Here is a 25,954-nt window from a genome sequence, read left to right as displayed (position 1 = left end):
CACGTGGGTGGGTGCCGACACTCGCGGAGGTAGTGGCGCGTGGGCGTCAGCCGGGGGGCAGGCCTGGCCGAGGCACCCGGAGCGGGGAAGGCGGAGGCAGGCTGCGGCGATCGCGACATCCGGTTCGGCAACGCAGGCGTCGGTGTGGCCCCTTTGCGGCCGGCGACGAGGCCACTGCTCGGTCTGGTGAACGCCGACCGACTACCCGGCCAACCCGAGGCGTCCGCAGCGATGCTCGCCGAAGCATGATCACGGGGCGGAGCGCGCAGGGTCGGCCGACGGAGTTGCGTACAGCTCAGGCGGCCGACGGAGCGCCGGAGCCGGTGACAACTGCCGTGCTTCGGCTCAGACCGAGTGAGCCGGGGCACGGCAGCTGTCGCCTGGGTGGCTTGCTGCCATGCCGGGCAAGCATCCTGCCTTTTGCGGGAGGTCCGCCTGGCATGGGCTGGTCAGCTGTTCTCTCGTGGGGCCACGCCGGTGCAGGCCACCACCGTGGTGGCCGCGGCATCGAGGAAGAGCAGGAACGTCCACGGGGTGTCCGGCGCGTCGATGCGGCCGATGCGCAGGAGTTCTTCCCCGGCCTGTTCGAGGAGGTCGACGGTGGCGGCGAGGGCCAGCGTCGGCTGGCCGCGCTTGCGGGTGCGACGGAGCCGGGACCGGTAGATGTGGGCGAGCTGATGGGCGGGGACCGGCCGTCCCAGACGGTGAAGGCACCGCCGGCGTGCAGGGCGTCGCGGGCCGGTCCGCATGCTGTCGTCTGCTCGCCGAGCAGCGCAGCGAGGCCGTCGCGGGTCATGCGCCGGCCGGGCCGGTGTCGGGGGCCGGGCGGGTCCAGAGCGTCAGGTCGCTGCTGGTGGCGACGGCCAGGGTGCGTCCGGACGGCGAGAATCCGGCGGCCCGCAGCTCGGAGTAGTGGGAGTCGAAGATGTGCCACCAGCGTTCGCCGTGCGGCCCGTCGTGAGGCATCCCTCCGCCTGTGGAGAGCAGCACGCGGTGGTGGGGCCAGGCGGGGCTGACAACCTCCAGGCTCCAGCCGTCGAGGGTGGTGGTGTGCAGGCCGCCGCCGAAGAGCCCGGCGATACGCACCCGGGTCCCGGCGATCGGGCCGAGGCCGGGGCAGGACAGATCCGCCACCGCGTCGGGGGTACTGCCGTCGGGGTCGGGGTCGCGGTCCCGGGCGATCTTCTCCCCGGTAGCGGCGTCGAAGAGCCCGTGCCCGTCGATGGAGACCACCATGACCAGATCGCCCCCGGTACCAGGAGCGGTAGCGAAGCCGATGCCGAGCAGGCCACCGATCGGATTCCGCCGGTCCAGGACCGGGCGCCAGGGGAGGGGCGGGGGTATCTCGGGGACGGACAGGAAGCGTTCACGCAACCGCTGCTGGTAGTCCGAGATCACGATGCTCCCCCTTGTTCCGGCGGGCCGTCGGCCGGTTCATGGAAACCGCGGAACGCCCGCGGGCGGTAACCGCAATGCCTCGAGCGACTTCCACACCCGCGCGCATCCGGCCCTGAAGCCGAACGGCCACCCATGCTGCGATCGGTCGGCTTGCATGCTCTTGGCCCAGGGGCACTTCGCCCATGCCACACGACTGCCCGTGGACAGCTTGTCTTGCCGCGTCCTCTGGGTCAGGCGACGCGGAGCTTCTTGCGGCGTTCGCGGGCGAGTTGGTCGCGGTAGTCGGCTACGGCCTGGTACCCAACCACGTCGCCGACATCGTCCCGCTCAGACGTCTCCAGCAAGCATCGGCTGACCGTCACCGATCACCGGGCCCGCAGCAGTCACATCACCGACCGCAGCCAGTCCAACTCGCTGCCGATCGCATCCCGCAGCACGTCATGCTGCGGACCAAGCCTGAACTGCTCCTCGCTCCACCGTTTCCGCGGATAGAGCCACACCGGCTTGCCCACCACATCGGTCGGCTCCCACTCGAACCGCGGCCAGACATGCGCGTGCAAGAACGGATCCGTGTTCCCCAGGATCTCCAGGTTGACCCGGCGGAAAGCCGGGTCCAGCCGCCGACAGGCACGCTCGACCGCTTCACCGAGCTGATCCATGTCGGACAGGAACGACAGCCGCTTCGCCCTCGGCAGGTCAGACAGCCGCTGCACATCCGGTTCGTCCACGAGCAGAACCGAGTAGCCCGGCAGGAACTGAACATCTCCGATCACCGCGAACCCCGATGCCAACCGTCGCAGCACGGTCGGGTTCTCGCCTCTCAGCGCGGCCCCGATCCGATCCATCCGCCAGTCACCCGTCATGCCCAGAACCTACATCCCGGTGATCAAGGACCGCTCTTCGATCCCACCCTCCTCGCACAGTTCAAAGGTCAGGCAAGTAAGGCGAGGAGCAGCCCCGGCCGTTTCCCAAAGATCCTCATCCTCATCAGGCGCCGCACCTGTCGCTGTCCGAACGGCTCAAGGAGCCGGTCATGCACAAAGAGGCGTCCCGCTCCCGCAAGGACTACAAGAACTCGCACCTGACAAGGTCGCCCGTACCGAACACGCCACAACAGCCCAGCTCAGCTCACCGACCGAATCGAGCGACGCTGATAGGGCGGCTGAAACCACCGGTCCCTGCAGCGAGGCACCATGAATACCAGGACGACTACTGCTCCGACGACGTTGCCCTCTGGTCCCCGGTACTCAGCCACCTCAACCTTGGATACAGGACCATGCACGCGAGTGCAGGGCCGACCGCTGCCCCGTACCCCAGATCGACCCACGCCAGCACGGCCAGCTCAACAAAACCACCTACAACCTCTGCGAGCGCATCCGCAGAGCACGTGACAACGGTTGGCTCGGCGAAGTCGAAGGACTCCAGGTCAGCCTCGACGCCGTCACCGCCAAGCTCAACAGCCTCAGCCAGGCTCGGGCCGACGGTTGGCCACAACTGGTCGATTTCGGCATGCCCCTTCCACCGACCCACCGGCACGTCAATCCGGCTCGACCACATGACGAGCGAAGTGATTTCAGCAGGCGAATAGGCGGTCGACCACGCTCCCGTGCAGGAGCGAACCAGGGTGGGGCCGGGCAGCTGCGTGAAGGACGGCCACCGATCGGCGGCCCATATCGGGCACCGGCTTCACTCCGGCGGATAGACGGTGGTGCCGTGCTGGAGGGCACCCGCTGGCGGTGGTCGTGAGGCAGAGGGAGGAAGATTTGCCGCGGCGGGGAGGAGGTGACACCCCGCCTGGGGAGCGGACCTGCCACACCTCTGGCACCTTTGACGCGCCGCCTGCTGGAGGGTGCTTTTCCCGGGTAGCGGGACGCTTTCCAAGATTCTCTCCAGGACCCTGGGAAGTTCGCTGGGCGCACACCGACGGAGGCCGCATGGGCGCGGTCGGTAGTGCTCGACTGGCCTGATGGGAATGACAGTGAAGGGAATCACGGCCAAGGGGCACAGCTACTACCAGCGCAACATCGCCGCCGGCGATGGCGCTCGGGGCAGCGAGCCGACCACGTCCTCGAGCGTGCCGGGGGTGCCGCCGGGGGAGTGGCACGGGCAGGCGGCCCGCGTCCTGGGGCTTGCCGGAGAGGTCAGCGAGCCGCAGATGAACGCTCTGTTCGGTAAAGGCCTGCATCCGGACGCGGAAGCGATCGTGGACCGGGAGCTGGCCCGAGGCGCTTCGCTCAAACAGGCCATGAAGGCGGCCAAGCTCGGTCCCGCACTGCCGCAGTTGTCGGAGCTCTCGCCGCTGGACCGTGCGGTCGAGGAGGTGCTCGAGTACGCGGCCGGGCAGCTGTGCCGACCGCTGACGAAGGCCGAGACCAAGGACCTGCGGATGCGTACCGCTGCCCACGCGTTCATGGCCGAACACCACCGGGATCCAGCCGATGGTGCCGAACTGAAACGCTTCCTCGCCACGCGCACCGGACCGCAGCGGCAGGCCCGCACCGGCTTCGACCTGACATTCTCCTGCGAGGAGCTGTCGATCTTGTTCGCTTTGGGGAGCCCCGAGGTACGGCAGGTCGCCTTGGAGGTCCTGAAACAGGCGAGAGCGGAGACGGTGGCCTGGCTGGAGAACAGCGCGCTCGCGGTGCGCACCGGCCCCGGCGGCGTGACCCAGCAGCGAGCCGAACCGGGCCTGCTGGCCACGGTGTACCTGCACTACGAATCCCGCGCCGGTGACCCGATGCTGCACGAACACGTGGTCATCAGCCCCCGCGTACAGGGCCCGGACGGACGATGGCGCAACCTGGACTCGAGGCTGCTGTACAGGGAAGTGGTCGCCGCCAGCGAACTGTTCAACCAGCGAGCCCTGGAACTGCTCTGTGCCCGCCTGGGCCTGGCCACCGAGACGGTCGAGGCTACCCCCGAGAAGAAGCCGGTGATGCAAATCGCCGGCATCGACCCCCGGATCCGCGCACTCTTCGCGCAGCGGGCCACCGCGGTACGCACCATGGCCGACCGGCTGCTGACCGACCACCGGCACCGCCATGGCCGGGAGCCGAACACCTCGATGCGGATACGCCTGCAGGGCCAGGCCACCTTGATGACCCGCCCGGCCAAACGCACCGCCCGTTCCCTCGACGAACTGCTGGCCTCCTGGCGCAGCCGGGCGATCACCTCAACCGACCGCGCCACAGTCGACCACCTCCTTGCCACTGCGCAGGCCGCAGCTTCCCGCCGAGCTCCTGCCGCAGACATCGACCCGTCCGCGGCGGCCGAAGAAGTTCTCGCCGCAGTATCCGAGCGCCGCACCACCTTCCACCGCCGCCACATCCTGGCCGAAGCACGCCGCCACCTGATGCGCACCCTCGGCGGCACCACAGCCTCACCGCAGATGGCAGACGCCATCACCGACCAAGCCCTGGCCCACGCCGACTGCCTGGACATCACCCCGCCCCAGCTCAACCCTCCATACCCGGAGCCAGTCCCCTCAGGCAGCACCGGCACCCACCGGCCGATCGGCTCGACCACCTACACCACCAGGTCCCTGCTGGCGGCGGAGAACCGGCTGCTGGCTGCCACCCGCACCCGCGTCATCCCGCCCGTCGCGCACAGCACCTTCCACCGCGTCGCCGCCCTGCACCGCGGCCCGCTGGACACCAGGCAACGCGCCCTGGCCCGATCCTTCGCCCTGTCCGACCAGCTCCTGCTGGCCGGGCTCGGCCCCGCAGGCGCAGGGAAGACCACAGCGATGAAACTGGTGGCCGCCGCAGCAGACGCAGCCGGCAGCACCCTGATCCCGCTCGCACCCTCCGCCCGCGCCGCCCAAGCCCTCGGCCAGGACCTGGGGCAGCGAGCCCACACCCTGCACGCCTGGCTCCACCAGCGCCAGCAGGCCACCAACGGCCGCCAGACAGCAAAGAACGGCTTCCGGCTACGCCGAGGCGACATCGTTCTCATCGACGAAGCGGGCATGGCCGGCACCCGCCTGCTGGACGCGGTCCTCGCCGACGCCGCCGCGGCCGGGGCGGTGGTGCGGCTGCTGGGCGATGTCCACCAGCTCGCCGCGGTGGAGGCCGGGGGAGCGCTGCGGCTGATCGCCCGCGCCGGCGGGGCCGTCGAACTCGACCGCCTGCACCGCTTCCGCACCCCCGGCGAGGCCGACGCCTCCCTCCTGCTGCGCGACAGCGACACCCCCCAGGAGGCGTTCACCTGGTACCGCAACAAGGGCCGCGTCACCGCCGGATCCCACCGCGCGATGCGCGACGCGGTATTCACCGGCTGGCAGCGCGACACCGCCCGCGGGCGGACCGCGCTGATGACGGCCGCCGACCACACCGCCGTGGCCGACCTCAACACCCGCGCCCAGGCCCACCGCATCGCCACCGGCGCCGTCGACCCCCGCCAGGCGACCGCCCTGCGCGCCGGAGCACGCGCCCACGTGGGCGACGTGATCGTCACCCGCCTGAACCGGCGGCGGATGACCGTGCGCGGCGGGAAGGACTTCGTCAAAAACGGCGACACCTGGACGGTCGAGAAGATCCTGCCCGGCGGCGACGCGGTCATACGCCACACCACCCACCGCGGCCGCATCCGCCTGCCAGCCGACTACCTCGCCGACCACGGCGAACTCGGCTACGCCTCCACCGCCCACCGCGCCCAGGGCATGACCGTGGACACCTCCCACGCCCTGGCCACACCCGCCTCCACCCGCGAGGGCGTCTACGTCCAGCTCACCCGCGGCGCGCGCACCAACCGCCTCTACGTCGCCCTCGACGACGGCGACCGCCTCGACGACGTCCTGACCACCATCGCCGCGCGCCGCCGCACCCACCTGTCGGCCACCGAAACCATCGCCGCCCTGCAGCAGGCGGTCGCCGCACCGGGACAGCTGGCCGCCGAGTTCGCCGACGCGTCCGAGCGCGCCACCACCGCCCGCCTCACCGGCGTCCTCGAGCACACCCTCGGAGCCGACCGCGCCGCGGCGTTCCTGGCCGCCGACGCCTATCCCGCCCTGACCCGCGCCCTGGCCGACGCCGAACGCGCCGGATTCGACCTGCCCCGCCTGATCGACCGCGCCACCGCCAGCCCCCTCAACCTGGACGGCGCCGACGACCCCGCCGCACTCTTGGCCTGGCGGCTGCGCCACCTACTGGCCGACGCCAAGCGCGCCCAGACCAGCGCCCGGCACGACCCCCTGGCCCGCCTGTCACTGAAGCGACTCGAAACAATGGCCCACCTGGCGTCCACACACCGGGCCGCCGCCCAAGAAGCACTCCACGCCGCGGACGCGGCCACCACTCACCTGCCCACCCCGGTCACCACCCCCGACGGCCGCACCCACCCAGCCTGGCCCGACCGGCCCCTCGGCCCGCTCACCACCACCGAACTCGCCGCACAGACAGCCACAGCCCGCGCCGCCCTCCGCCACGCCCAGAGCATCGGCGCACCCCTATCCCAGACGGCCCGCCATACCCTCACCGACCTTCACCACGAGACCACACTGCGCCGCGCCCTGCCCTGGCGAGAACGGGCCCGCGAGGACTACCAACGCGACCAAGCCGCCAACAACACACCAGCGGACACACAACCCCTGTCGGCAACGCGCCGCACCATCAACGACCGCCGTGCCGCCACCGCCGACCGCCTGAACAACGCCAAAGCCGCCCTCGCCCACGCCGATGCCACCACCGCCCGGGTCAATGCCGAACTACGGCTACGCGACACGCTGCCCGACCACCCCCCGCACCGCCCCAACCACCACGGCGACATCCCCGACTGGGTCGCCGATCGCCACGCCCTGGTCCACCCCGCAACCCCCGACCATTGGCGCACCCACCTGGCCGAACGCCACCGCATCCTGACCCGCTCCCTCAAAGACCGCGGCCACACCCTGGCCGGCCACCCGCCCGCCTGGGCCCGACCCCTGGGTCCCGTACCGCCGGCCACTGCCCCCCGTCGCCGCGCCGCCTGGGCCCACACCTGCGCCCTGGTCGAGCTGTGGCGCACCCGCCGCGCCATCACCGCAGTGCCCGGGATCGGCCCCCGCCCCGACGATCCGGACGGCGCAGCAGCCTGGGAAGACCTGGCCGCCCGCATCCGGGTCCTGCGCGGCCGCAGCCGCCCCGCCCGGCACACCCCACCACCGGATGCGACAGCCGCCGGCATCCTGGCTGCCGCCGACGCACACCTGAACGACCTGCCCCTCAGCGGGGCGCTGCCCGACCACCCTGCCCCACGTGACCCGTACGGAATCGCCCCCACCAGCCACGCTGCCCACAATGCCCGCCTGGCCCGGAGCGCACTGACCGCAGTCCTTACCGGCAAAGCCATGCCCGAACCATGGATAGAAGAAATCACCGCCCCCGCCAAGGACGACGAAACCGAACACCGCACCTACACGCAACTGATCACCGCCATCAACGACTACCGGCGCCGTCACCAGCTCACCACCCCCGACATCCTCGGCCCGCGCCCCGCAGGCCTCGCCGGCGAGGAATGGGACCACCTGACCGACGCAATCGACCTGTACACCCGGGCCCGCATCGAGCGCCGGCTGGAACAGATACGGATTCGCACCGCCCTCACCCGCACCGAGCCCCCACCCTCCACCACGCCACCGCGCAAGCACTTCCAGCCCGACCCGCGCCAACCAGGCCACCAGCTCCCTGGGCACCGGAGGCAAGGGCTGCAGTGACCCCACACCCACCGCCCGCCTCCTCGCAGGGCCCAGCCGAGCACCCTCCGGCCGCGCTCAGCCCTCTTCAAAGAAGCAGGGGCGGCAAACGTAAGACAGCGCGGCGCAGATAACCCGCGGCACAGGCAACCGCGGCACATCCCCTGCGGTCGGCTCACACGCGAGTGCGGCGATATCTCGCCAACACCTGCCGGAATACCGAGGCGAGCATCAAGGTCACGCACCCAGTGAGACGTGACCAGGACATCGCCCTCAGCGTCACCAGGGGAGAAGGCTCAGGGCCAGGCTGATGTGGCTTGTACACCGGAGCCGGGCTGACGGCCAGTTCTGGGCACGCCGAACGGCCGGGGTAGCAACTCCGCCCACCAGCACAGCCTGCCCCACCTTGAAGTCATGCCCCGGATGGCTCCTCGGCGGCGGGACGGTCAATGGTCCGCGGGGTCGCCGGTCTGGCCAACCGGCGATCCCCGGCCGTGTTCCGCGTCCCGCCTTCAGCGGAACGGGTCCTCGGTCCCTCGGCCCGGCTCGGTCGAGGTGTCGAGGGGTTCGGGCAAGCAGAGTCTTCCGTGTCGCGCTGGTCGGTCGGGGAGCGCCCTCCTCGGTGTCGGTGGTGCCCGGTACGGTGCGTCCGACGAGCACCACACTTGGAGGGGACATGCCGTCTCAGGAGACAGTTCTTGCCGCGCTCAGGGCGGTGATGCCGTCGCATGACGGCGCCGACGAGCAGGTGGACTGGGACGCGATGCGGCGAACGTGGGGGGTGGACTTCCCGTCCGACTACGTCGCCTTCATGAGCACGTACGGAGCCGGAGGCATCGACGACGTGCTGAGCATCCTCGTGCCCGAAGCGAGCGCACAACCACCAGAGGGCCCGGGATTCGGGAGCATGGCGGGCGAGACGGCCAACATGCGGCACATGTGGGAATCCGACGGCGGGCCGGAAGGGATCGATGCCGGCCCCGCCTCCGTCCTCGCCTGGGGCGTCAGCTGCGGAGCCGACATGCTCGGCTGGCTCACTGTCGACCCTGAACCCGACAAGTGGCCCGTCGTCGTGTGGGAGCGGCACGGCTGGCCCCACTGGAAGGTCTACGACTGCGGAATGACGGAGTTCCTCCGGCGTCTGTTCGCCAAGGGCTTCGAGGAGTGCCCGCTCAGCGACGCCTCCCTCTGGGGAGAGCCCTCTCCGCACTTCCTCCACTGGCGCGAGGAACAACGACGGTGGGAGTCCGGCATCGACCCCTACACAGGCGACCCCGACCCGTACTTCGGCATGGAGTCCAGCTGACCGTCCCCTCCGGGCGGCGACGGTCGTGCCGAAGGGCTGTGGTCCACGTAGAACTCCTAACGGAATGCCGCACCTGACCTGCTGCGCCGTTGCCGGGGCCCTGCGGGAGCATGAGTCCGTGAACTCGGACCAGTCGCTGCCTCGTGAACTCAAGGCCATAGCCACGGCCTCGCTACTGGAGTTGGAGGAGCGCGCTCTCGATCTCGGTCTCAGTCAACGTCTGGACCCCTCGTGGGTGGCGGTGAACGCTGCTCCCGCAGGAGTCCATTACCTGTGGCCGGTCCTGTGGCACGACCTGTCCCACCGCCCAGATGTTCCCGCTCACCTGCGGTGCGAGCTACTGATTGCCCTGTATACCGGAGAACGCGTCAGGAGCCTGCTGGACGTGCTCCCCGGTGACTTCGCCTCACTGCCGAGGGTGACCTCGCGCGACGAGGGAATGGAGGTCGGGCGGCTCCTGGACAGCGCGCCCAGCGTCAGGGAGTGGTTGCTACGTGAGGGCGAGACCCTCTTCTGACCCACGCCGTCAGGCATCGCGAGCAGGTCAATGCACACCCCAGGACGAGAAAGGCTTCGCAGACGTCGTCGCGGGCCTCCCAGCAGATCCGCAGCCGGCGGAAGTGGTGCAGCAGTACGAACGCGCGCTCAACCCTTCACCTCCGAGGGCCCAGGCCGGAGCCGTGTCGAGTGCCACGACGGGCAATCACGGTTTGATGCCCAGCTCGCGCACAGGCACCGATGCTTGTCATGGTCGTAGCCGCAGTCGGCGAGCACCGTATCCAGTCGCCGAAGGGGTCTTCCACGCTCGCCGCGCACTGGCGGCACCGCCTCCTGCAGCGGGACGAGCTGGGCGACGTCGCTGCGGTTACCGCCGGTGAGCGCGCAGACGAGTGGAATCCCGCTGCCGTCGGCGACCAGATGGTGCTTGCTGCCCGCCCCGCCCCGGCCAACAGGGTTTCGTCCCCTCTTGGGCCCTCGCCACAGGGTTCTACTGAGCTTGTCGGCGTGATGTCGCGAGGCTGACAAGTGACGGTTGTAGCGGTATGCCGGAAGTATGAGGTATCCGCAAGGCGGCGGCCTGACCGCCGAACGGCGGGCGTTTCGCGAACGCATCCGCATGGAGGCGGCCGAGATGTTCGCCGAGGGACAGGACACTGCGACAGTGGCGAGGGAGCTGCGGGTCAGCGTGCGCTCGGTGCAGCGCTGGCGCCGTTCCTGGCAGGAAGGCGGCCGGCAGACCCTGCACTCCAAGGGATCGGCCGCCCGTCCCAAGCTGAACGAGGCACTGTTCGCCGTTCTGGAGCAGGAGCTGGCCAAGGGGCCGGTCGCGCACGGCTGGCCGGACCAGACCTGGACCCTGGCCAGGATCAAGACGTTGATCGGGCGCCGGTTCCACCGGACTCTCACACTCTCAGCCATCGCGCGGATGCTCCGGCGTCACGGGTGGAGCCACCAGGTTCCCGCCCGGCGGGCACTGGAGCGCGACGAGGACGCGGTCACCGGCTGGGTGAAGGAGACCTGGCCCCGGGCAAAAGGACCGCGGCGGCGCTCGACGGCTGGATCGTCTTCGAGGACGAAGCCGGCTTCTCGATGACGCCGCCCACCTCCCGCACCTGGGCCAAGCGCGGGCACACGCCCGTGATCCGAGTGAGGGGACGCTCCCAGCGCCGGTTCTCGATCGCCGCCCTGGCCTGCTACAAGCAGGGCGAGCGCTCACGCCTGGTCTTCCGGCCCAAGCGGCACATCGACCACAAGCGCGGCGGCCGGCGCAGCTTCACCTGGACCGACTACCGCGGCCTGTTGACCGCCGCCCACCAGCAACTCGGCGCTCCCTTCGTCCTCGTCTGGACCGACTACCGCGGCCTGTTGACCGCCGCCCACCAGCAACTCGGCGCTCCCTTCGTCCTCGTCTGGGACAACCTCAACGTGCACCGGGACGCCCGGCTGCGGGCCTTCATCGACACCCACGACTGGATCACCGCCTACCAGCTACCGCCTTACGCACCCGACCTGAACCCGGTCGAAGGCATCTGGTCACTGGTCCGACGCGCAGGCCAGAACAACACCGCCTTCGCCGACCCCGACCACTTGATGCACGTCCTGCGTCGCACCCTCCGCGAACTCCAGTACCGCAGTGAAACCATCGACGGATGCCTCGCCGCAACCGGACTCACCCTGACGACACCACGCCGACAAGCTCAGTAACGGTCCTCGCGACACCCGCGATCTGTGGGAGCTGCAAGGACGTGGACGTTGAGCGGGGTGATCTTGCGGGGTTGCGGGAGCGTTTCCTTGCGCGGCTGGATGTCGTGGGGAATGTGACCGTGGTGGCGCGTGAGCTGGGGGTGAACCCGAACACCGCCTTCGGCTGGGCCCGGAAGGCCGGACGGATCTCGATGCGCCTGCCGCGCCGACATCCCGGGCGGGAGGATTACCAGCGGCTTCGGGCCGCAGGCGCCACGGGCCGGGCAGCTGCCCGGCAGGTCGGCGTGAACGAGCGCACCGCCAAGGACTGGGACTGGGGCGTCAAGAAGACCGGCACCACGCGCACCTATGCGGACGGGAGCCGCATCGACTACGCGGCGGGGACCGTCACGATGTGCGGTGTGACCACGGCACCGGTGGGCCTGACGGCCCTGGAGAAGCAGCTTCACCCGCGTTTCCTGACGCTCGCCGAACGCGAACGGATCCGCGATCTGCGTGCGGCGGGGTGGTCGCTGCGGGCGATCGGACGGGCCCTGGGGCGGCCGGCGAGCACGGTCAAGCGAGAGATCGACACCAACTCGGGCACCGAGGGCTACCGGCCCTACGCGGCCCACCGGGCGGCCGCCGTGCGCAGACCCCGGCCCAAGGACCGCAAACTGCTGCGCGCGGGCCAGCTGCGCCGTTTCGTCCGGGACAGACACGGGCCCGCTGGCTCTCCTGGCGGCCCGTTGCTGTTGTGTCCTCTGACAATGAAGTTGGACGGCTTGCTGGCGAAGTTGGACCGGTCAGGCGGCTATCCCGAGCGATGACACGCACCTGGTCACGAGAGTTGGAAGAAGTGCGACCGGCGCCGACTAGGCTCACCTCCGTGTCCGAGCCAGCTTCTGACCCCCGCCTGCAGTCCTTGATCAACCAGCTCCGGCCAGGGGCCGTGAGAACGGTGAAGGTCACCGGGTTCGACGGGGCGGACGTCCTGGTGCAGCTCGTAGATGCCGCAGGGGAGAAGGCCGAGACCGGCCGGATTCCTGGCCATGAGGCGTCGATGCGTCGGGTGGAGCATCCATCCGAGCTGTTCGAGGTCGGCCAGGAGATCGACGCCGAAGAGATCGGCCGTTGGCGCGAAGGTGAGCTTCACCTCTCCGCCAGGGCGTGCGAGATTCCGGCCCTGAGGTCCTTCCTCCTCGCGGTCGAACGAGGGCAGGTCGTGACTGGAACGGTCGCCGAGGTTCACAACTTCGGGGTCTTCGTTCACATCGATGGCGAGCCGAACGGCTTCTGCACCGGCTTCATCCGGGTGCCGGACCTGACGTGGGGCTGGATCAACCACCCCTCCGAGGTGGTCGAAGCCGGCCAGCGGATCACCGCTGAGGTGGTCGTCACCGAGACGCGCTCCGGACAGGTCACGCTCTCATTGAAGGCTCTGCAGGAAAATCCACTCATCCGGTTCGCGGATCAGGTCGGCTGCGTTCTCACCGGGCCGATCATCAAGATCGTTCCATTTGGTGTGTTTGTGCAGCTTGCTCGCGACGTCGTGGGGTTCCTGAACCTCTCGGAGCTGACTGACGAATCGGTCGAGACCCCGGATCGGCTTGTCGATGAAGGCGAGCTGATCACAGTGAAGGTCGCCGCGGTCGACCTTCAGCGCCACCGGGTGCGGCTGGGCCCCGCTGGTCGGGCGGACAGAATCTAGCGAACTGTGCGAAGTAACGCGGCGTCCCCGTACGCAAGAGCCGGTGCCCCCGCCTTGCCCCAGCCCTCTCGGTCCGACATCAATGGCAGGAACGCAGCGGTCGTCCAACTTTCCTGGCAATCGGTCCAGGTTCAGCGTCAGGGGACATGTTGCACTGTGAGGGCGTGTTCCGGCAGGCTGCGCCCGGAATCGAGGTGTCACGCACCCCTGTCACGCTCCGGCCGCCACACGCTCTGAACCGGGGAAACGCCCCTCAACCCCCCGTATCTGCCGTCAACGTGACACCCCCGGGCAGGCACCGATGCACGGGGTTGATCGGCATGGTTTCGGCCACTGCATCTGATTGCACGGCGGGGCCCGGACAGGTGCGGATACGGTCGATCAGTTTGACGGCTGGCGGTGGCTGCCGTTGGGAAGTGTCCGGTCGGCGCGTCGTCGCATCGCGGGTGGAGGTGGTTCGGTGGACAGCACCGAGCAGCAGATCGAGGAGCAGTTCGCGCAGCTTCAGCAGAAGGTCGGCGCTCGCCATGCCGAGGTGCTGAAGCATGCCGACAGTGACCAGTTCGCGGTGGAGTACGCCCGCCTGGTGAACTCCACCAGCAAGCTGGTGGAGTTCGAGAAGACGATCCCCGAGCGTCTGGCCGAACCCGATCGCAGACGCAGTGAGCGCATCGTGACGTGGTCCTGGCGCGGCCAGGCAGCCGTCGGCGCGGTGTTCATCGCGCTCGTCTTCGTCCTCGACCGCTCGACCTGGTGGCTGGCCCTGCTGGTCCCGCACTTCGTGGGAACGGTGGCCGGTTGCTTCCAGAAGGTCGATGTCGAACAGCACCGTGACCGCCGCTTCGGGGCCGTCGGACTGCACGTGGTCGCGCTCCTGGTGGCCCTCATCAGCCTGAGCGTGATCAGCCGGTGGTTCATCATCGCCGCCGCTGTGGGCTGGATGCTTGTCGCCGGGTCCTCGATGGGCAGCACGGACGCGGACCCGAAGGGGGCACGGCGGTGAGCGACGACTACGGCTACCAGGTCCGCCGTCTGGAGACCCGGCCCGGCGGGATGGAGCACGAGCTGCACTCGCTGCGTTCGAAGCTGGGGGAGGTTGAAGACCTCGACTACGAGCTGCGCGACATCCGCAGCGGCATCCGCAACCTCGAGGACGACATCAGCACCGTCCGCAACGATCTCACCGAGCTGGACGACGACGTACGCGGCCACATCCAGGACACCGATCAGTCCCTCAAGCGGCTGACCGGCCGCCTCCAGGCCCTCGAAGCCCACCTGCTCGCCGCGGGCGGCGCCCCACTCGCCGACCTCGACACCATTGACCCAGAGTGGAAGAAGCTGGCCAGGAACGCCAACCACGGCTGGCACGTACGCTCCGGCCTGCTCCCCAGACACCAGCGTGAGGCCCACCGCTTCAAGGTTCGCGAGTACGAAGGCGCGATCGCCGAACGCGATGAGCACCGCGACAAAGTGGTGGAGGCCGCCGGCATCCTGGCCACTCAGCCGCGCACGTCCCGCGATTTCAAGCAGGCCGTCATGGACTTCGGCATGTCCCGCACCCTCGCCGAGAGTCACGATCAGCGGGCCCGGCAACTCGCCGGCCCTGCCCGCGCCGCCCAGGCCGCACTGGCCCAGGACGACACTCTCAGGCAGGCGAAGGCGTCGCTGATCGAGCAGGGCGACAAGGCGGAGCGGAAGCTGAACTGGCTGCTGCGCGGCCGTCTGGCCGACGCCATCCGCAACCGCGCCCTGCTGCCCATGTGGTTCGTGACCGTACTCGGTCCCGTGCCGCCGGCGCACAAGACGCAGGAGTGGATGGACCTCGCCACCCAGGTCCTGGCCTACCGGGTCACCTACGGGATCACGGACCAGGTCGTCGCGCTCGGACCGGCGCCCGACGAGTACGTGCCACGCCGCACCGAGTGGCACAGCGAACTCACCAAGGACCTGCGCCGCTGGTAACCCGCGTGGATGAGCGACACCAGTGACCACCACGGCCTGCAACACAGCTGTGCAACACAGGGCACGTTGCACTCCTGACCTGCCAGAACATCGCCCGGCGTACACAGCAACGGACCCCATGCCAACTCGCACTTCGGCGTCGGTTCTGCCTCGCATTTCGATGTCCACATTCTCGCAAGCGGGGAGAATGAACGGTGACATCGGCTGGGGATGGCTGTGACAGCTCATGAGGTCGCGCAGCGCGCTGGGATGCGAGGTGCAATCCATCCGTGTGCGGGAGTTGCTACGCCGATGACGTTGCCCGCAAGGAAGCCGCGGCCGAAGCAGCCCGTCGCCAGGCTGCCGCACCGTCGGAGCCGGCGGGCGACCGCGGCCAGGAGTCGGGCAGGCTCCGTGGCCTGTTCCGTCGCCGGACCTGACCCCAACGCGCAGCAGACCACCTGCGCGGCCAGCCTCGTTGCACGGTCGGCTCTCGGCTGCCGGAGACCAGCTGTTTGTCACCGGTCGTGCGGGGGGCCTTCGGTGGGGAGGCCAGCGGTGAAGGAAGTGGCTTTCGTTGGCCTTGACTTCACTGTGGGTGTAGTGCGGGGGGCGGTTGTTATATGAGAGGTAAACATGCCGAGTGTGTGTCTTGCGTCACAGTGAACCTTTTCCGTCTTGATCAGCTGGCGAGTTCGAGGGCGACGACGGCACGGACGACGGCGGTGGTCCGGGTGGTGCTGCAGCGGAGCTTCCGCAGGAGCCGCCAGTACTTGAGAGTCGCCATGGCGCGTTCACCCAAGCTGCGGATCTTGGCGTGATCCCGGTTGTGACGCCGGCGCCAGCCGCGAAGATGCTTGCCCCGGATCGGGACACGGATCGCGGGACCGGCGCCCTGATACGCCTTGTCGGCCCAGCACTTGACGTCATCGGCGGCGAGGACAGCTGGAATGCCGTGGGTCCGGGCCGCGGTCAGGTCGTGAGTGCCTCCCGGCAACGCGTCCGAGGCCCAGATCAGGCGCCCGGCTGGATCGGCGAGGACTTGCACGTTCATCCCGTGGTGCTTCTTCTTGCCCGAGTAGAAAGGGCGGTCGGCGGCGATACGGTCGATCGGCAGCACGGTGCCGTCGAGAATCACGTACGCCTTCTTGCGTGCGGTCGCCATGGCCTGCTCCAGCGTGGGCGCGAGAGCAGCCAGGAGGTCGACGGCCTCGCGTATGTAGCGGTAGGCCGTGGCGATCCCGATGCGGAAACCCGCGGCGAGGCGGGCGTAGGTGTCACCGCAGCGCAGGTGGGCCAGGACGAGCAGGGCCTGCCGGCTGCAGGTGAGGCGACGCCATCGGGAGCCGATGCGGCGTCGGTGAACTGCGAGAAGGCCGGAGAGGTGCTGCAGGGCGCGGCTGGACAGATCGATGGCGGACGGGTAGACAAGCACGAGAGCTCCTGGCGGACTGGTGATCTTGGTCGTGAACCCGTCTACCAGGAGCTTTCTTCATGCCCGCCACCGGGGTCGCTGGTCCAACCACCCGTCAGGTTGGAAGAGGCTCACTCAACCGTCAGACCGATGACCCGACGTCACCCAATCAAGTTCACTAGTGTGACTTGCACCTCATCGAATCCTTTCATGAATGGCGCGCCACGCGATGGGCCAGTGTCCCACCGACACCCGCACATGGAAGGAGCGTTGAATGAGGTCAAGACCCCTACACCGGATTCGACGTGTCGCTGGGGTACTGATCATTGCCCTGCCTCTCGGCTTAGGTGCGCTCACGGCACCAGCCACGGCTCAGGAGAGCCGTGGTGCGACACCACCAGTCCTTGCAAAGACTATGGAGGACAGCCCAGAAGAACTCCGCGAGTACTGGACCCCGGAACGCATCGAGCAGGCTCTCGCCAACCCGATGGACTCGCCCGCGAAGGCGTCAGCTTCCGCACCGCGGGCCGCGGAACTCGAGGGCACCGGATCTTCCACGGTGGTATCCGCCGACGCGGTACCGCCCGCATCCAAAGCCGCGCGGACGTCCAGCACTCTTGCCGCGACCTCAGTCTCCCGGTCGGTGCGTGTCACCGATACCACTGCATGGCCGAACAGCGCTGTGGGGAAACTGCTGTTCAGAACGGCTGACGGTGTGGACCGCATGTGCAGTGCGGCGTCAATCACCTCCACGACGAGGAACGCCATCTGGACCGCGGCTCACTGCCTGCACAGCGGCCGCAACGAAGACGACTTCAACACATCGTTCATCTTCCTGCCCGCGTACGACAACGGGTGGTACCCGGGGTTCTGGTTCGCTGCCCGCGTCATCGTTCCCGCCGACTGGGCCCAGAACCAGGATGTCTACGACGCCGACATGGGCGCCCTCGTCCTGCAGCCGAACAGCAGCTACGGCAACCTGCAGGACTACGTGGGAGCGTTCGGATACACCTTCGGCAACGCCGACCATAGCAACGCCCACTCCTTCGGCTACCCGGCAAACGGCTACAACCGGCCGGACTCAGACTTCGCCGGAGCCGAGTACCAGATGTACTGCAGCGGTAGCACGGTCGACGCGGCCAACTGGAACCCTCTCGACGACCGCTTGAGGATGAACTGCGATATGGGCGGCGGGGCCAGTGGCGGTCCCATGGTCATCGGTGTGGGGGCAGGCAACATTCAGATCATCGGCGCCAACAGCCACCGCAACGTGGATAGTGCAGGTAACTGGGCCGACAACTACTTGTTCTCGTCGGAACACAGTGCCAACGCCGCCGCCGTAATCGACCTCGTCAACAGCTGATCTGCAAGCCACCACTCGATGCCGCGACCCGACGGGTGGAGCGGGCTCTCCTCAGCCCGCTCCACCCGTCGGGTCAGTCGGGCTCGATACCGAGTGGTCCAGCGGGATCGGCGTTCCGGATGCGTTCCTCGGTCCAGTACTCCCGGGCACGCTCCCTCTCCCCCTCGGGCACCCGGTGCTCGACGATGCGGTCACTGGGATCGCGGTTCGCGGTGTAGGCCGTCGCGGCGCCCGCGACGGCCGCCGCGACGCCCCCTGTCAGCAGAATCGCAACGCAAGCCTTCCGTAGGTTTCCGTGCCTGCCGTTCCGGCGTTCTTCCATGCCTGCCACTTTCGACATCCTCCGCTGGATACCTTCAGGTGACCGTACCGCACACCGCCCGCTATGAACCGAATAGTTCGGGCCTGACGGCCCGCAACCACCACACGATCTTCGTTTGTCCACACACCAACCGATGATCACGCGGTGGCCGCGCTCGTTCCCGGCCGGGTCCGCAACAAGATCGCGAAGTCAGACTGGAGTACCAGGCCATGCAGTCCATGACCTCGTCGGTGATGGTGGAGATCGTCTGGCGGGAGTCTCAGCACCATAGACCTCCACGAGGCGGGCCTGCACCTCGCCGGTGCTCAGGTCCTTCCCGGACAGGGAGATGACGGTCTCGTCCACGCCGGTCAGACGCTTCTGCCGCTTCTTGACGATCTTCGGATCGAAGGATCCGTCGCGGTCGCGTGGCGCGAATATCTCCACCAGTCCGACGTCGGTCAGCACGGTCTTGGCACGGGTGCCGTCACGACTGTCGCCGCCGTTCTCCCCGGCCGGATTACGCTTTTCGTAGCCGAGGTGTTCGGTGATGTCGGCGTACACGTGAACGCGCCCAGTCACGTACGGGTGAACGTGCTCAGTTAGTGAGGTGGGGGAAGCTGCCGCACCACAAGACGCTCGACAAGTACGACTTCTCCTTCCAGCCCGACCTCGATCCGCGCAAGGTCAAGGGCCTGGCCACTCTGTCGTTCGTCGAGGCCAAGGCGAACGCAGCCCCCTGCTGGGGTCGCCCGGGGTCGGCAAGACGCACATCGCCGTCGCGCTCGCGGCCTGCCGGGCCGGCTGCTCGGTCTACTTCACCAGCCTCGACGACATGGTCCGCCACCTCAAAGCCGCCGAAGCCGCCGGCCGTCTGACGAACAAGCTCGGCACCTACCTGCGGCCCAGCCGTCTTGGTGGTCGACGAGGTCGGCTACCAGCCCCTGGAACGAGCGGAGGTGAACCTGGTCTTTCAGGTGATTTCCAAGCGCTACGAGAAGGGCTCGATCATCCTGATCTCGAACAAGACCTTCAGCGAGTGGGGCCAGGTCTTCGGCGACGAGGTCCTGGCCACCGCGATCCTTGACCGACTCCTCCATCACTGCGACGTGATCCCGATCAATGGCCCCAGCTACCGGCTCAAGAACCGGCTCGCCGCCATCGAGCGAGACACCCAGGTGGCCTGACCGGCAGAAACAGCGCAGCTCGTCACTGGATGACAGTGATCTTTGGAAGGGGCTGCTGCCATTCGCCCAGTTCCGCGACGAGAACCCGGCGGGCCAGCCGCCGGGCCTGGCCCCATCCCTCATCGGTGGACAGGGCATCCCATGTCCACCGATCAGCGCTGTCGCCGTCGCTCATCCCGCCAAGGATCACGTCGATCTTCTGCAGGTCGGCCATGACTCCGCCGGCGATCTGCCCATCGGCCACCAATACGTCCGCCATGCGGAAGGCATGATTGAAGTCCAGAGCGATCTCGTCCGTCACCACGCCATGTCTGTCCAGCCAGGTAGCCTGAGCCCGAGCGTCAGCTGCCAACACGGCCAGCGACTCGATCAGTAGACGCCGACGGAACGAAGGACCAGGACTCCCCACACCACAATCGTCGCACGCCCCACCTCTCTCAAGCACCCAGACGAACATCCGAACGAGCACGTTTCCCCGTACTTACCTGAGTACTTCCGCGAGTACGCCGACAGGTGATCTCGCCCTCCAGGGCGGACTCCAGCAGCCGCTTCGTCAGCTGCTGCAACAGCCCGCCCTCGCCGGTCAGCTGCAGGCCCTCGGCCTGGGCGCGGCTCACCAGCTCGTCGATCAGCTGGTCGTCCACGGCCTTCGCCGACACAGCCGCTGCCGACTCGACAGCGTCCTGCTCAGCCACGTTCTCACTGGTCATCGATGCATCCTCCATGATCGGGAGTTACACCGAACGATTTACAGTCCCTTAACCGTTCGTTTGCCCCTCAATGGGGTGCCTTCCGGTTATTGGTCGTCGAGCTCGTCGGTGATCCAGTCGTCCGGGACCAGTGCCTTGCCGTTGTTGCGCCTCCAGCGGTCTTGAACGGAGCTGTGGAACGGCTCGTCGGTGAGGTCGGCGTGTTCCATCACGATGACCTGGAAGTCGCCGTCGAGGGCGTCGATGGTGCGCTGGATGGCTTTGTAGAGGTTCAGCAGGGCGATGCGGTCCGATCCTGCGAGCGTGCCGTCTTCCGGTTCGTCCTCGGGGAAGTAGACCTGGGAGGGCTGGTCGAGGATAAGGAAGCGGGGTACCGGGCTGCCCTGCTCGGAGAACCATTCGTGCAGGCCGACGAGGACACGGTGCGGGGGGTGATCCGCCGGTTCAACGAGATCGGCCTGGCCTGCCTGGCCCCTCAGTGGGCGGGAGGCCGTCCTGCCTGCTCACCCCTGACGATGAGGGCTTCGTCATCCAGACGGCCACCATCCGCCCGACCAAGCTCGGCCAGCCCTTCACCCGCTGGTCGATCCGCGAACTCGCCGACTACCTGCGCCGCGCCCACGGACGCGTAATCCGCATCGGCCGCAAGCCTTACAGTGCCTGCTCCTCCGCCGCGGCATCACGTTCCAGCGCACCAAGACCTGGAAGGAGTCCCCCGACCCCGATCGCGACGCCAAGCTCGACCGCATCGAGCACGGCTGCTACTCCGTCGGCGACGACCGGCTATGGGGCGTCAACCGCCGTCGCAAGGGCACCGCCAACACCTTGGCCGCGCTGAAGTCGATCCGCGCCGCCCGGCCCGACGGCGCCCCGATCTACATCATCCTGGACGACCTCTCCGCCCACACGGGAGCGGACATCCGCCGCTGGGCGAAGAAGAACAAGGTCGAACTGTGCTTCACCCCGACCTACGCCTCCTGGGCCAACCCGGTCGAGGCCTCCTTCGGCCCGCTGCGACAGTTCACCCTGGCCAACTCCCACCACCCCAACCACCCGGTGCAGACCCAGGCCCTGCACCGCTACCTCCGCTGGCGCAACGCCAACGCCCGCCACCCCGACATACTCGCTGCCCAGCGCAGGGAACGCGCCCGCATCCGCAGCGAGAAAGGCATCCGCTGGGGCGGACGCCCTCTCGCACCGGCAGCCTGACCGACCCCGTGACGGCAGGCGCGGCAAGCCGTCTCTCAGCCTTCCCGAGGTTCGACTGGGCCAGCTGTCCGGGCGCCTGAATCCTTGCGTGCCGAGAGCAGGAACAGGACCGCAGCGGCGGCGGTGAAGCCGAAGCCGACGTTCATGCAGACCATGACCGTCTCGAATGAGGCGTCGGCGATCCGGGGGATGCCGTTGACGAGCATGAGGGCGTAGATGCACAGAATGCCGTAGGCGCGAAGCCGCATCCCGGCCTGTCGCTTCCGCATCCACGGCGGTGTCCACCCCGCCAGTATCGCCACCGGCACCGGCAGCATGAGCGCCGTGGACACTGCCAGCGCTATCCAGTGGTACAGCGGATTGCCGTTCACCCCGCCCCCTTCATAGGTGATCACCACCCTACGGAGGGAGGCGAGGCCCGTCCACGCCGAACACCGCGAGCTTCCGGCGAACCTATCCGGTCACAGCACTAGCGGTCCGGGCCCGTCCACCAGTCTGGATAAGTCTCGTCCGACTCGCTGCTCCAATCATCCTGGTCAAGGGCCTGCTGCCACTTGCTCATGACGGCAGTCCCATCGCTGAAGCGGTTGGGACCGGGGGTGGTCAGTTGGGTGTCGAGAATACTGACTACGTCTTGGTAGAGGTGGTCCAGACGGCCCTGCCGGGCCCGTCGGACCCGCCGGGCCACCGTCGCCAGGATCCCGACACTGACGTTGAAGGGGCCGAAGGAGGCAAGTGCATACCCGTCGAGGACCGGTTCCTCCTTGCCGGCATCGAGCGCGGCCAGGAAGGGCTCGTAGTAGGCCAGGATGAATCGGTCACGGTCTACCGGCAGGTCGACGGCCTCCAGCTCTTCCTCGACCGGATCCACTGCATGCAGCTTCAGGTGGTCCGGAACCCCCTTGTATTGCGGGAAGTGGGCAGCGCACCCGAATGCCAGGGCAGGGGGCGCCCCGCCGACCGACCTGATCGTTCGCTTCTGCGCCCGCATCGTGCCCTTGAGTTCATCATCGATGTTCCCGGAGCGGCCCTTGGCTTCGGCCACGACCCACCCGCCTGCCTCCCTCTCTCCGAAGAGGTCAGCACGTTGTCTGGTGTTGGCGGCGAAACGAATGCCGTAGCGGGCGGCGTACCGGTCTACGTGCATCAGGAAGCGGACCGAGACCACTTGCCGGCTGAAGACACCAGTCATGGCTTGTCCCAAAGCATAGGAGAGCGCCACCTTCTCCGACCGGTCCAAGGCGCGTGCGAGGTCCGACCGGGTGAGGCGGCCTGTGGGCGCGCGGCGAACGTAGGCCGGGATCAGTGCGACCCGGTGAAGCCACTCGTAGACGGACGTCCAACCGTAGGCCGCCTGGTCCTGCGGTGCCCTGCCGGTGACAAACAGAGCGTGCGCCAGAGCGTCGACGGTGAAGACCATCCGGCCGGTCCGGTGGAAGGTGTCGGGGAAGTCTTCCGCTGTGTACCAGACTTCGAATTCGTCATGCTGCACCACTGCTCGATCTCCCCTGATCTCTTTGTGCAACAAGAAGGTTAGCGCTGTAGACGGTCACGCTGTTTGCGTACCTGGGCAGGGCAGTTGGGCCTGGCGAGCAATGCTCAAGACTTGTGGATCGGACTCGGGAGGGATGCCTCGCGGAACGCGGAGGGCGCACCTTCCCGAGTGATCGACTTCTGGTCATCGAGTAGGCCCACGTTGCAGCGCGGGTCGGGAAGGCAGGCCCGTGCTGAGCGTAGTCAATGAGGACGGCACCACTCAGAGCGGCTCCCTGATGGACGACATCGTCCGTGAGGGCGCCCATCGGATGCTCGCCGCGGCCCTGGAAGCCGAAGTCAACCAGTACATAGCCGAATTGGCGGGCGAGCGGGACGAGGCCGGTCGCCATCTGGTGGTCCGCAACGGCCACCACCGCGAGCGGACGGTGACCACCACCGCCGGGCCAATTGCGGTGAAGGCGCCGCGGGTGAACGACAAGCGGGTCGACGGCCAGACGGGCGGGCGCAAGCGGTTCTCGTCGAAGATCCTCGCCCCCTGGTGCCGGAAGTCCCCGAAAATCAGCGAGGTCCTGCCCCTGCTCTACCTGCACGGTCTGTCCTCCGGCGACTTCGTGCCCGCGATGGAGCAGTTCCTCGGCTCAGCCGCTGGGCTCTCGCCAGCCACGGTGACCCGGCTGACCAAGCAGTGGAGCGACGACCACGCCGCCTTTCAGGACCGGGACCTGTCCGGATCCGACTACGTGTACGTGTGAGCCGACGGCGCCCACCCCAAGGTCCGCCTGGACCAGGCCCGTTCCTGCGTCCTGGTCCTCATGGGCATACGCACCGACGGCAGTAAGGAGCTGATCGCGCTCGCCGAGGGCCTGCGCGAGTCGACCGAGTCCTGGGCCGACCTCCTGCGGGACTGCCACCGGCCTCCGCGGCGGTGCGCTGACCTCTACGGTCAGCCCGGCCGCGGTGTGGAGGCCGCGCGGCCCGCGCTGCGCAGTTCGCCTGCTCCACGGGGCCGATCTGCTACAGCCCCCGGCAGGCCGGCGGCTTCACCCACAGCCGCCGGAGGACATGCGGGCGCTCCGAGTGAGAGCTGGGGAGGTGCCTTGGGCTTGGGCTCCGGCGACCGGCGACCGGCGACCGGCGACCAACGGCCGGGCTTGGGCCGCGTCAGCCGATGTCCGTGGCGGGTGAGGGAGACATCGGTGGTCCCGGTCTCAGGGTTGTCGCTTGGTGTGACTCCGCAAGGCCTGTTGCAGGTCCGCCAGTGCTTGCTCGCTGGTCTTGTCACCCCTGAGCGCGGCGTGCACCTCTTTTTGGATGGCGGAGGTCACCTTGCCGTACTCCGCCACGTGCGGCCGGGGCATCGCGTAGATGATCGACTCCCTCAGCACGGGTAGGTAGGGGTGGCTGGTGAAGGCGGATGGCTCGTCGTACAGGGTTTCGTAGACCGGGGCGTTGGATCCGATTTCCAGGTTTTTACGGGCGTTGTCCTCGTTGGTGATGAACGCGCCTGGACGACAAGAACTGGATCAAGACCGGTATCGAGTACGTCGACGGACACCAGCAACTCAGCGCCGTCGTCACCCGAGACGTCTCCGACTGGAACGTCGTTCCCCTGGACCGGATCACCAGCACCTCCGCGCACATCACCGTTGAGATGCGCCGCGAAGGCGACCACGTCATCCTCCGCTACGGCACCACCGGGGAGACCCCCGCGACCCTGCTCCGCCTCGCCTACTTCCCGCCGGGCCTGCCGGCCCAGGCGGGCATCATGTGCGCCTCCCCCGACGGAAAGGGATTCACGACGCGCTTCACCGACCTGTGCTTCGAAGCCCTGTGACACGGCGCCCCCTCGGGCCCTCAATGCCCTCCCGCGAAGCCCGCGATGGCCCAGACTTGCGCGATGTCGGCACCTGCGGGACTGTAAATCGTTCGGTGTAACTCCCGATCATGGAGGATGCATCGATGACCAGTGAGAACGTGGCTGAGCAGGACGCTGTCGAGTCGGCAGCGGCTGCGTCGGCGAAGGCCGTGGACGACCAGCTGATCGACGAGCTGGTGAGCCGCGCCCAGGCCGAGAGCCTGCAGTTGACCGGCGAGGGCGGGCTGTTGCAGCAGCTGACCAAGCGGCTGCTGGAGTCCGCCCTGGAGGGCGAGATCACCGACCACCTCGGCTATGACAAGCACGATCCGGCGGGCAAGAACGGCGGCAACTCGCGCAACGGCACACGCTCCAAGACCGTGCTGACCGACGTGGGGCCGGTGGAGATCGTCGTGCCCCGCGACCGGAACGGCTCCTTTGAGCCGAAGATCGTCAAGAAGCGGCAGAAGCGCCTGACCGGGGTCGACGAGATGGTGATCTCGCTGGCCGCGAAGGGCCTGACCACCGGCGAGGTGCAGGCCCACCTGGCCGAGGTCTACGGCGCTGACGTCTCCCGCCAGACCGTCTCCACCATCACCGACAAGGTGCTCGAGGGCATGGCCGAGTGACAGAACCGGCCCCTCGACCCGGTCTATCCGGTGGTCTTCATCGACGCCATCCACGTGAAGATCCGCGACGGTGCGGTGGCCAACCGGCCGATCTATGTGGCCCTGGCGGTCACGGTCGAGGGCCGGCGGGAGATCCTGGGCCTGTGGGCCGGTGACGGCGGCGAGGGCGCCAAGCACTGGCTGCACATCCTCACCGAGCTCAAGAACCGCGGCGTCAGCGACGTGCTGATGCTGGTCTGCGACGGGCTCAAGGGCCTGCCCGAGGCAGTGGACGCGGTCTGGCCGAAGACGATCGTGCAGACCTGCGTGGTGCATCTGCTGCGGAAGTCCTTCCGCTATGCCGCCCGCCAGGACTGGGACAAGATCGCCAAGCTTCTCAAGCCCGTCTACACCGCACCGACCGAGGAGGCCGCCCTGGACCGGTTCGCCGAGTTCGCCGACGCCCGGGGCCGGAAGTATCCGGCGATCGTGAAGCTGTGGGAGAACGCCTGGGTGGGGGTGCCCCCGGACGGAGTCTGGGGGAGAGTTCACTCCGTTCCTGCGGTTCGATGCCGAGATCCGCCGCATCGTCTGCACCAC

General features: G+C 68.2%; 20 protein-coding genes and 6 pseudogenes. 14 read left to right on the top strand and 12 right to left on the bottom strand.

The annotated features are described in order from the left end of the window. Positions 1-449: 449 nt before the first annotated feature. From CUT83_RS20425 to CUT83_RS20415, 3 genes are all read right to left on the bottom strand, one after another. The gene (locus CUT83_RS20425; RefSeq protein ID WP_240958524.1) at positions 450-749 is read right to left on the bottom strand and encodes a hypothetical protein; all 300 of its coding nucleotides are present in this window, start codon (positions 747-749) and stop codon (positions 450-452) included. 43 nt (positions 750-792) lie between these two features. Continuing rightward, positions 793-1,398: a hypothetical protein gene (locus CUT83_RS20420; RefSeq protein ID WP_101257298.1), complete on the bottom strand. Its 606-nt coding sequence runs from the start codon at positions 1,396-1,398 to the stop codon at positions 793-795. A gap of 383 nt (positions 1,399-1,781) precedes the next feature. Then, positions 1,782-2,261, bottom strand: a complete 480-nt coding sequence (locus CUT83_RS20415; protein ID WP_101257297.1) for an HIT family protein — start codon at positions 2,259-2,261, stop codon at positions 1,782-1,784. A gap of 1,103 nt (positions 2,262-3,364) precedes the next feature. On the opposite strand from CUT83_RS20415, the gene mobF reads away from it, so the two are divergent. The 3 genes from mobF (at position 3,365) to CUT83_RS31405 (ending at position 9,891) form a co-directional block, all read left to right on the top strand. Continuing rightward, positions 3,365-8,089 carry a MobF family relaxase gene (gene mobF / locus CUT83_RS31410; RefSeq protein ID WP_277347755.1) on the top strand — a complete coding sequence of 1,575 codons (4,725 nt, stop codon included), beginning with the start codon at positions 3,365-3,367 and terminating at the stop codon, positions 8,087-8,089. Positions 8,090-8,744: 655 nt separating this feature from the next. Beyond that, complete coding sequence (locus CUT83_RS20400; protein WP_194074720.1) at positions 8,745-9,374, top strand: SMI1/KNR4 family protein; 630 nt, start codon at positions 8,745-8,747, stop codon at positions 9,372-9,374. Between the two features lie 385 nt (positions 9,375-9,759). After that, positions 9,760-9,891, top strand: a complete 132-nt coding sequence (locus CUT83_RS31405; RefSeq protein ID WP_277347756.1) for a hypothetical protein — start codon at positions 9,760-9,762, stop codon at positions 9,889-9,891. A 128-nt stretch (positions 9,892-10,019) separates the two neighbouring features. On the opposite strand, the gene CUT83_RS31625 is transcribed toward CUT83_RS31405, so the two are convergent. Continuing rightward, positions 10,020-10,487, bottom strand: a complete 468-nt coding sequence (locus CUT83_RS31625; RefSeq protein ID WP_369126575.1) for a transposase — start codon at positions 10,485-10,487, stop codon at positions 10,020-10,022. On the opposite strand from CUT83_RS31625, the gene CUT83_RS31745 reads away from it, so the two are divergent. The 5 genes from CUT83_RS31745 (at position 10,429) to CUT83_RS30370 (ending at position 15,231) form a co-directional block, all read left to right on the top strand. Beyond that, a protein-coding gene (locus CUT83_RS31745; RefSeq protein WP_420882508.1) for an IS630 family transposase occupies positions 10,429-11,579 on the top strand; the annotation gives its coding sequence in 2 pieces (ribosomal slippage) (positions 10,429-10,954 and positions 10,954-11,579; 1,152 coding nt in all). The two genes, CUT83_RS31625 and CUT83_RS31745, sit on opposite strands and share 59 nt — an antisense overlap. A 41-nt stretch (positions 11,580-11,620) precedes the next feature. Further along, entirely contained in the window at positions 11,621-12,388 is a 768-nt protein-coding gene (locus CUT83_RS20375) for a helix-turn-helix domain-containing protein (RefSeq protein ID WP_158239036.1), read from the top strand. 59 nt (positions 12,389-12,447) lie between these two features. Then, complete coding sequence (locus CUT83_RS20370) at positions 12,448-13,269, top strand: S1 RNA-binding domain-containing protein (RefSeq protein ID WP_240958525.1); 822 nt, start codon at positions 12,448-12,450, stop codon at positions 13,267-13,269. Positions 13,270-13,729: 460 nt separating this feature from the next. Continuing rightward, a complete protein-coding gene (locus tag CUT83_RS20365) occupies positions 13,730-14,272 on the top strand; it encodes a hypothetical protein (protein WP_101257291.1) in 543 nt (180 codons plus the stop codon). After that, a complete protein-coding gene (locus tag CUT83_RS30370) occupies positions 14,269-15,231 on the top strand; it encodes a hypothetical protein (RefSeq protein WP_173915117.1) in 963 nt (320 codons plus the stop codon). Before CUT83_RS20365 ends, CUT83_RS30370 begins: the two co-directional genes overlap by 4 nt. Positions 15,232-15,892: 661 nt before the next feature. On the opposite strand, the gene CUT83_RS20355 is transcribed toward CUT83_RS30370, so the two are convergent. Beyond that, positions 15,893-16,645, bottom strand: a complete 753-nt coding sequence (locus CUT83_RS20355; RefSeq protein ID WP_101257290.1) for a transposase family protein — start codon at positions 16,643-16,645, stop codon at positions 15,893-15,895. Positions 16,646-17,039: 394 nt separating this feature from the next. On the opposite strand from CUT83_RS20355, the gene CUT83_RS20350 reads away from it, so the two are divergent. After that, on the top strand, positions 17,040-17,987 hold the full coding sequence (locus tag CUT83_RS20350; RefSeq protein ID WP_143688600.1) for a trypsin-like serine peptidase: 948 nt from the start codon (positions 17,040-17,042) through the stop codon (positions 17,985-17,987). Between the two features lie 73 nt (positions 17,988-18,060). On the opposite strand, the gene CUT83_RS20345 is transcribed toward CUT83_RS20350, so the two are convergent. Both CUT83_RS20345 and CUT83_RS20340 read right to left on the bottom strand, forming a co-directional pair. Next, positions 18,061-18,327: a hypothetical protein gene (locus CUT83_RS20345; RefSeq protein ID WP_143688599.1), complete on the bottom strand. Its 267-nt coding sequence runs from the start codon at positions 18,325-18,327 to the stop codon at positions 18,061-18,063. Positions 18,328-18,514: 187 nt separating this feature from the next. Then, positions 18,515-18,843: pseudogene (locus CUT83_RS20340) on the bottom strand (transposase); the annotation flags it as partial. A gap of 53 nt (positions 18,844-18,896) precedes the next feature. On the opposite strand from CUT83_RS20340, the pseudogene istB reads away from it, so the two are divergent. Then, positions 18,897-19,475 (top strand): annotated as a pseudogene (istB, locus tag CUT83_RS31400) (IS21-like element helper ATPase IstB); the annotation flags it as partial. A gap of 22 nt (positions 19,476-19,497) precedes the next feature. On the opposite strand, the gene CUT83_RS20330 reads toward istB, so the two are convergent. From CUT83_RS20330 to CUT83_RS20320, 3 genes and pseudogenes are all read right to left on the bottom strand, one after another. Further along, positions 19,498-19,776 carry a hypothetical protein gene (locus CUT83_RS20330; RefSeq protein WP_240958526.1) on the bottom strand — a complete coding sequence of 93 codons (279 nt, stop codon included), beginning with the start codon at positions 19,774-19,776 and terminating at the stop codon, positions 19,498-19,500. 211 nt (positions 19,777-19,987) lie between these two features. Continuing rightward, positions 19,988-20,185 (bottom strand): annotated as a pseudogene (locus CUT83_RS20325) (IS256 family transposase); the annotation flags it as partial. An 86-nt stretch (positions 20,186-20,271) separates the two neighbouring features. Further along, positions 20,272-20,544, bottom strand: a complete 273-nt coding sequence (locus CUT83_RS20320) for a DUF3732 domain-containing protein (RefSeq protein ID WP_240958530.1) — start codon at positions 20,542-20,544, stop codon at positions 20,272-20,274. Between the two features lie 39 nt (positions 20,545-20,583). Here CUT83_RS20320 and CUT83_RS20315 point away from each other — a divergent pair. Next, positions 20,584-21,394: pseudogene (locus CUT83_RS20315) on the top strand (helix-turn-helix domain-containing protein); the annotation flags it as partial. Positions 21,395-21,429: 35 nt separating this feature from the next. Here CUT83_RS20315 and CUT83_RS20310 read toward each other — a convergent pair. Continuing rightward, entirely contained in the window at positions 21,430-21,792 is a 363-nt protein-coding gene (locus CUT83_RS20310) for a hypothetical protein (RefSeq protein ID WP_143688598.1), read from the bottom strand. A 71-nt stretch (positions 21,793-21,863) separates the two neighbouring features. Then, on the bottom strand, positions 21,864-22,889 hold the full coding sequence (locus CUT83_RS20305; RefSeq protein WP_101257286.1) for a hypothetical protein: 1,026 nt from the start codon (positions 22,887-22,889) through the stop codon (positions 21,864-21,866). A gap of 229 nt (positions 22,890-23,118) precedes the next feature. On the opposite strand from CUT83_RS20305, the pseudogene CUT83_RS20300 reads away from it, so the two are divergent. The 3 genes and pseudogenes from CUT83_RS20300 to CUT83_RS20290 all read left to right on the top strand — a co-directional run. Further along, positions 23,119-23,805 (top strand): annotated as a pseudogene (locus CUT83_RS20300) (transposase); the annotation flags it as partial. Positions 23,806-24,395: 590 nt separating this feature from the next. Then, complete coding sequence (locus tag CUT83_RS20295; protein WP_101257285.1) at positions 24,396-24,725, top strand: DUF1349 domain-containing protein; 330 nt, start codon at positions 24,396-24,398, stop codon at positions 24,723-24,725. 125 nt (positions 24,726-24,850) lie between these two features. Continuing rightward, a pseudogene (locus CUT83_RS20290) lies at positions 24,851-25,954 on the top strand (IS256 family transposase); the annotation flags it as partial.

Source organism: Streptomyces barkulensis, assembly GCF_002843305.1.
Lineage (GTDB): Bacteria > Actinomycetota > Actinomycetes > Streptomycetales > Streptomycetaceae > Streptomyces > Streptomyces barkulensis.
This window is presented reverse-complemented; position numbering and strand designations above follow the sequence as displayed.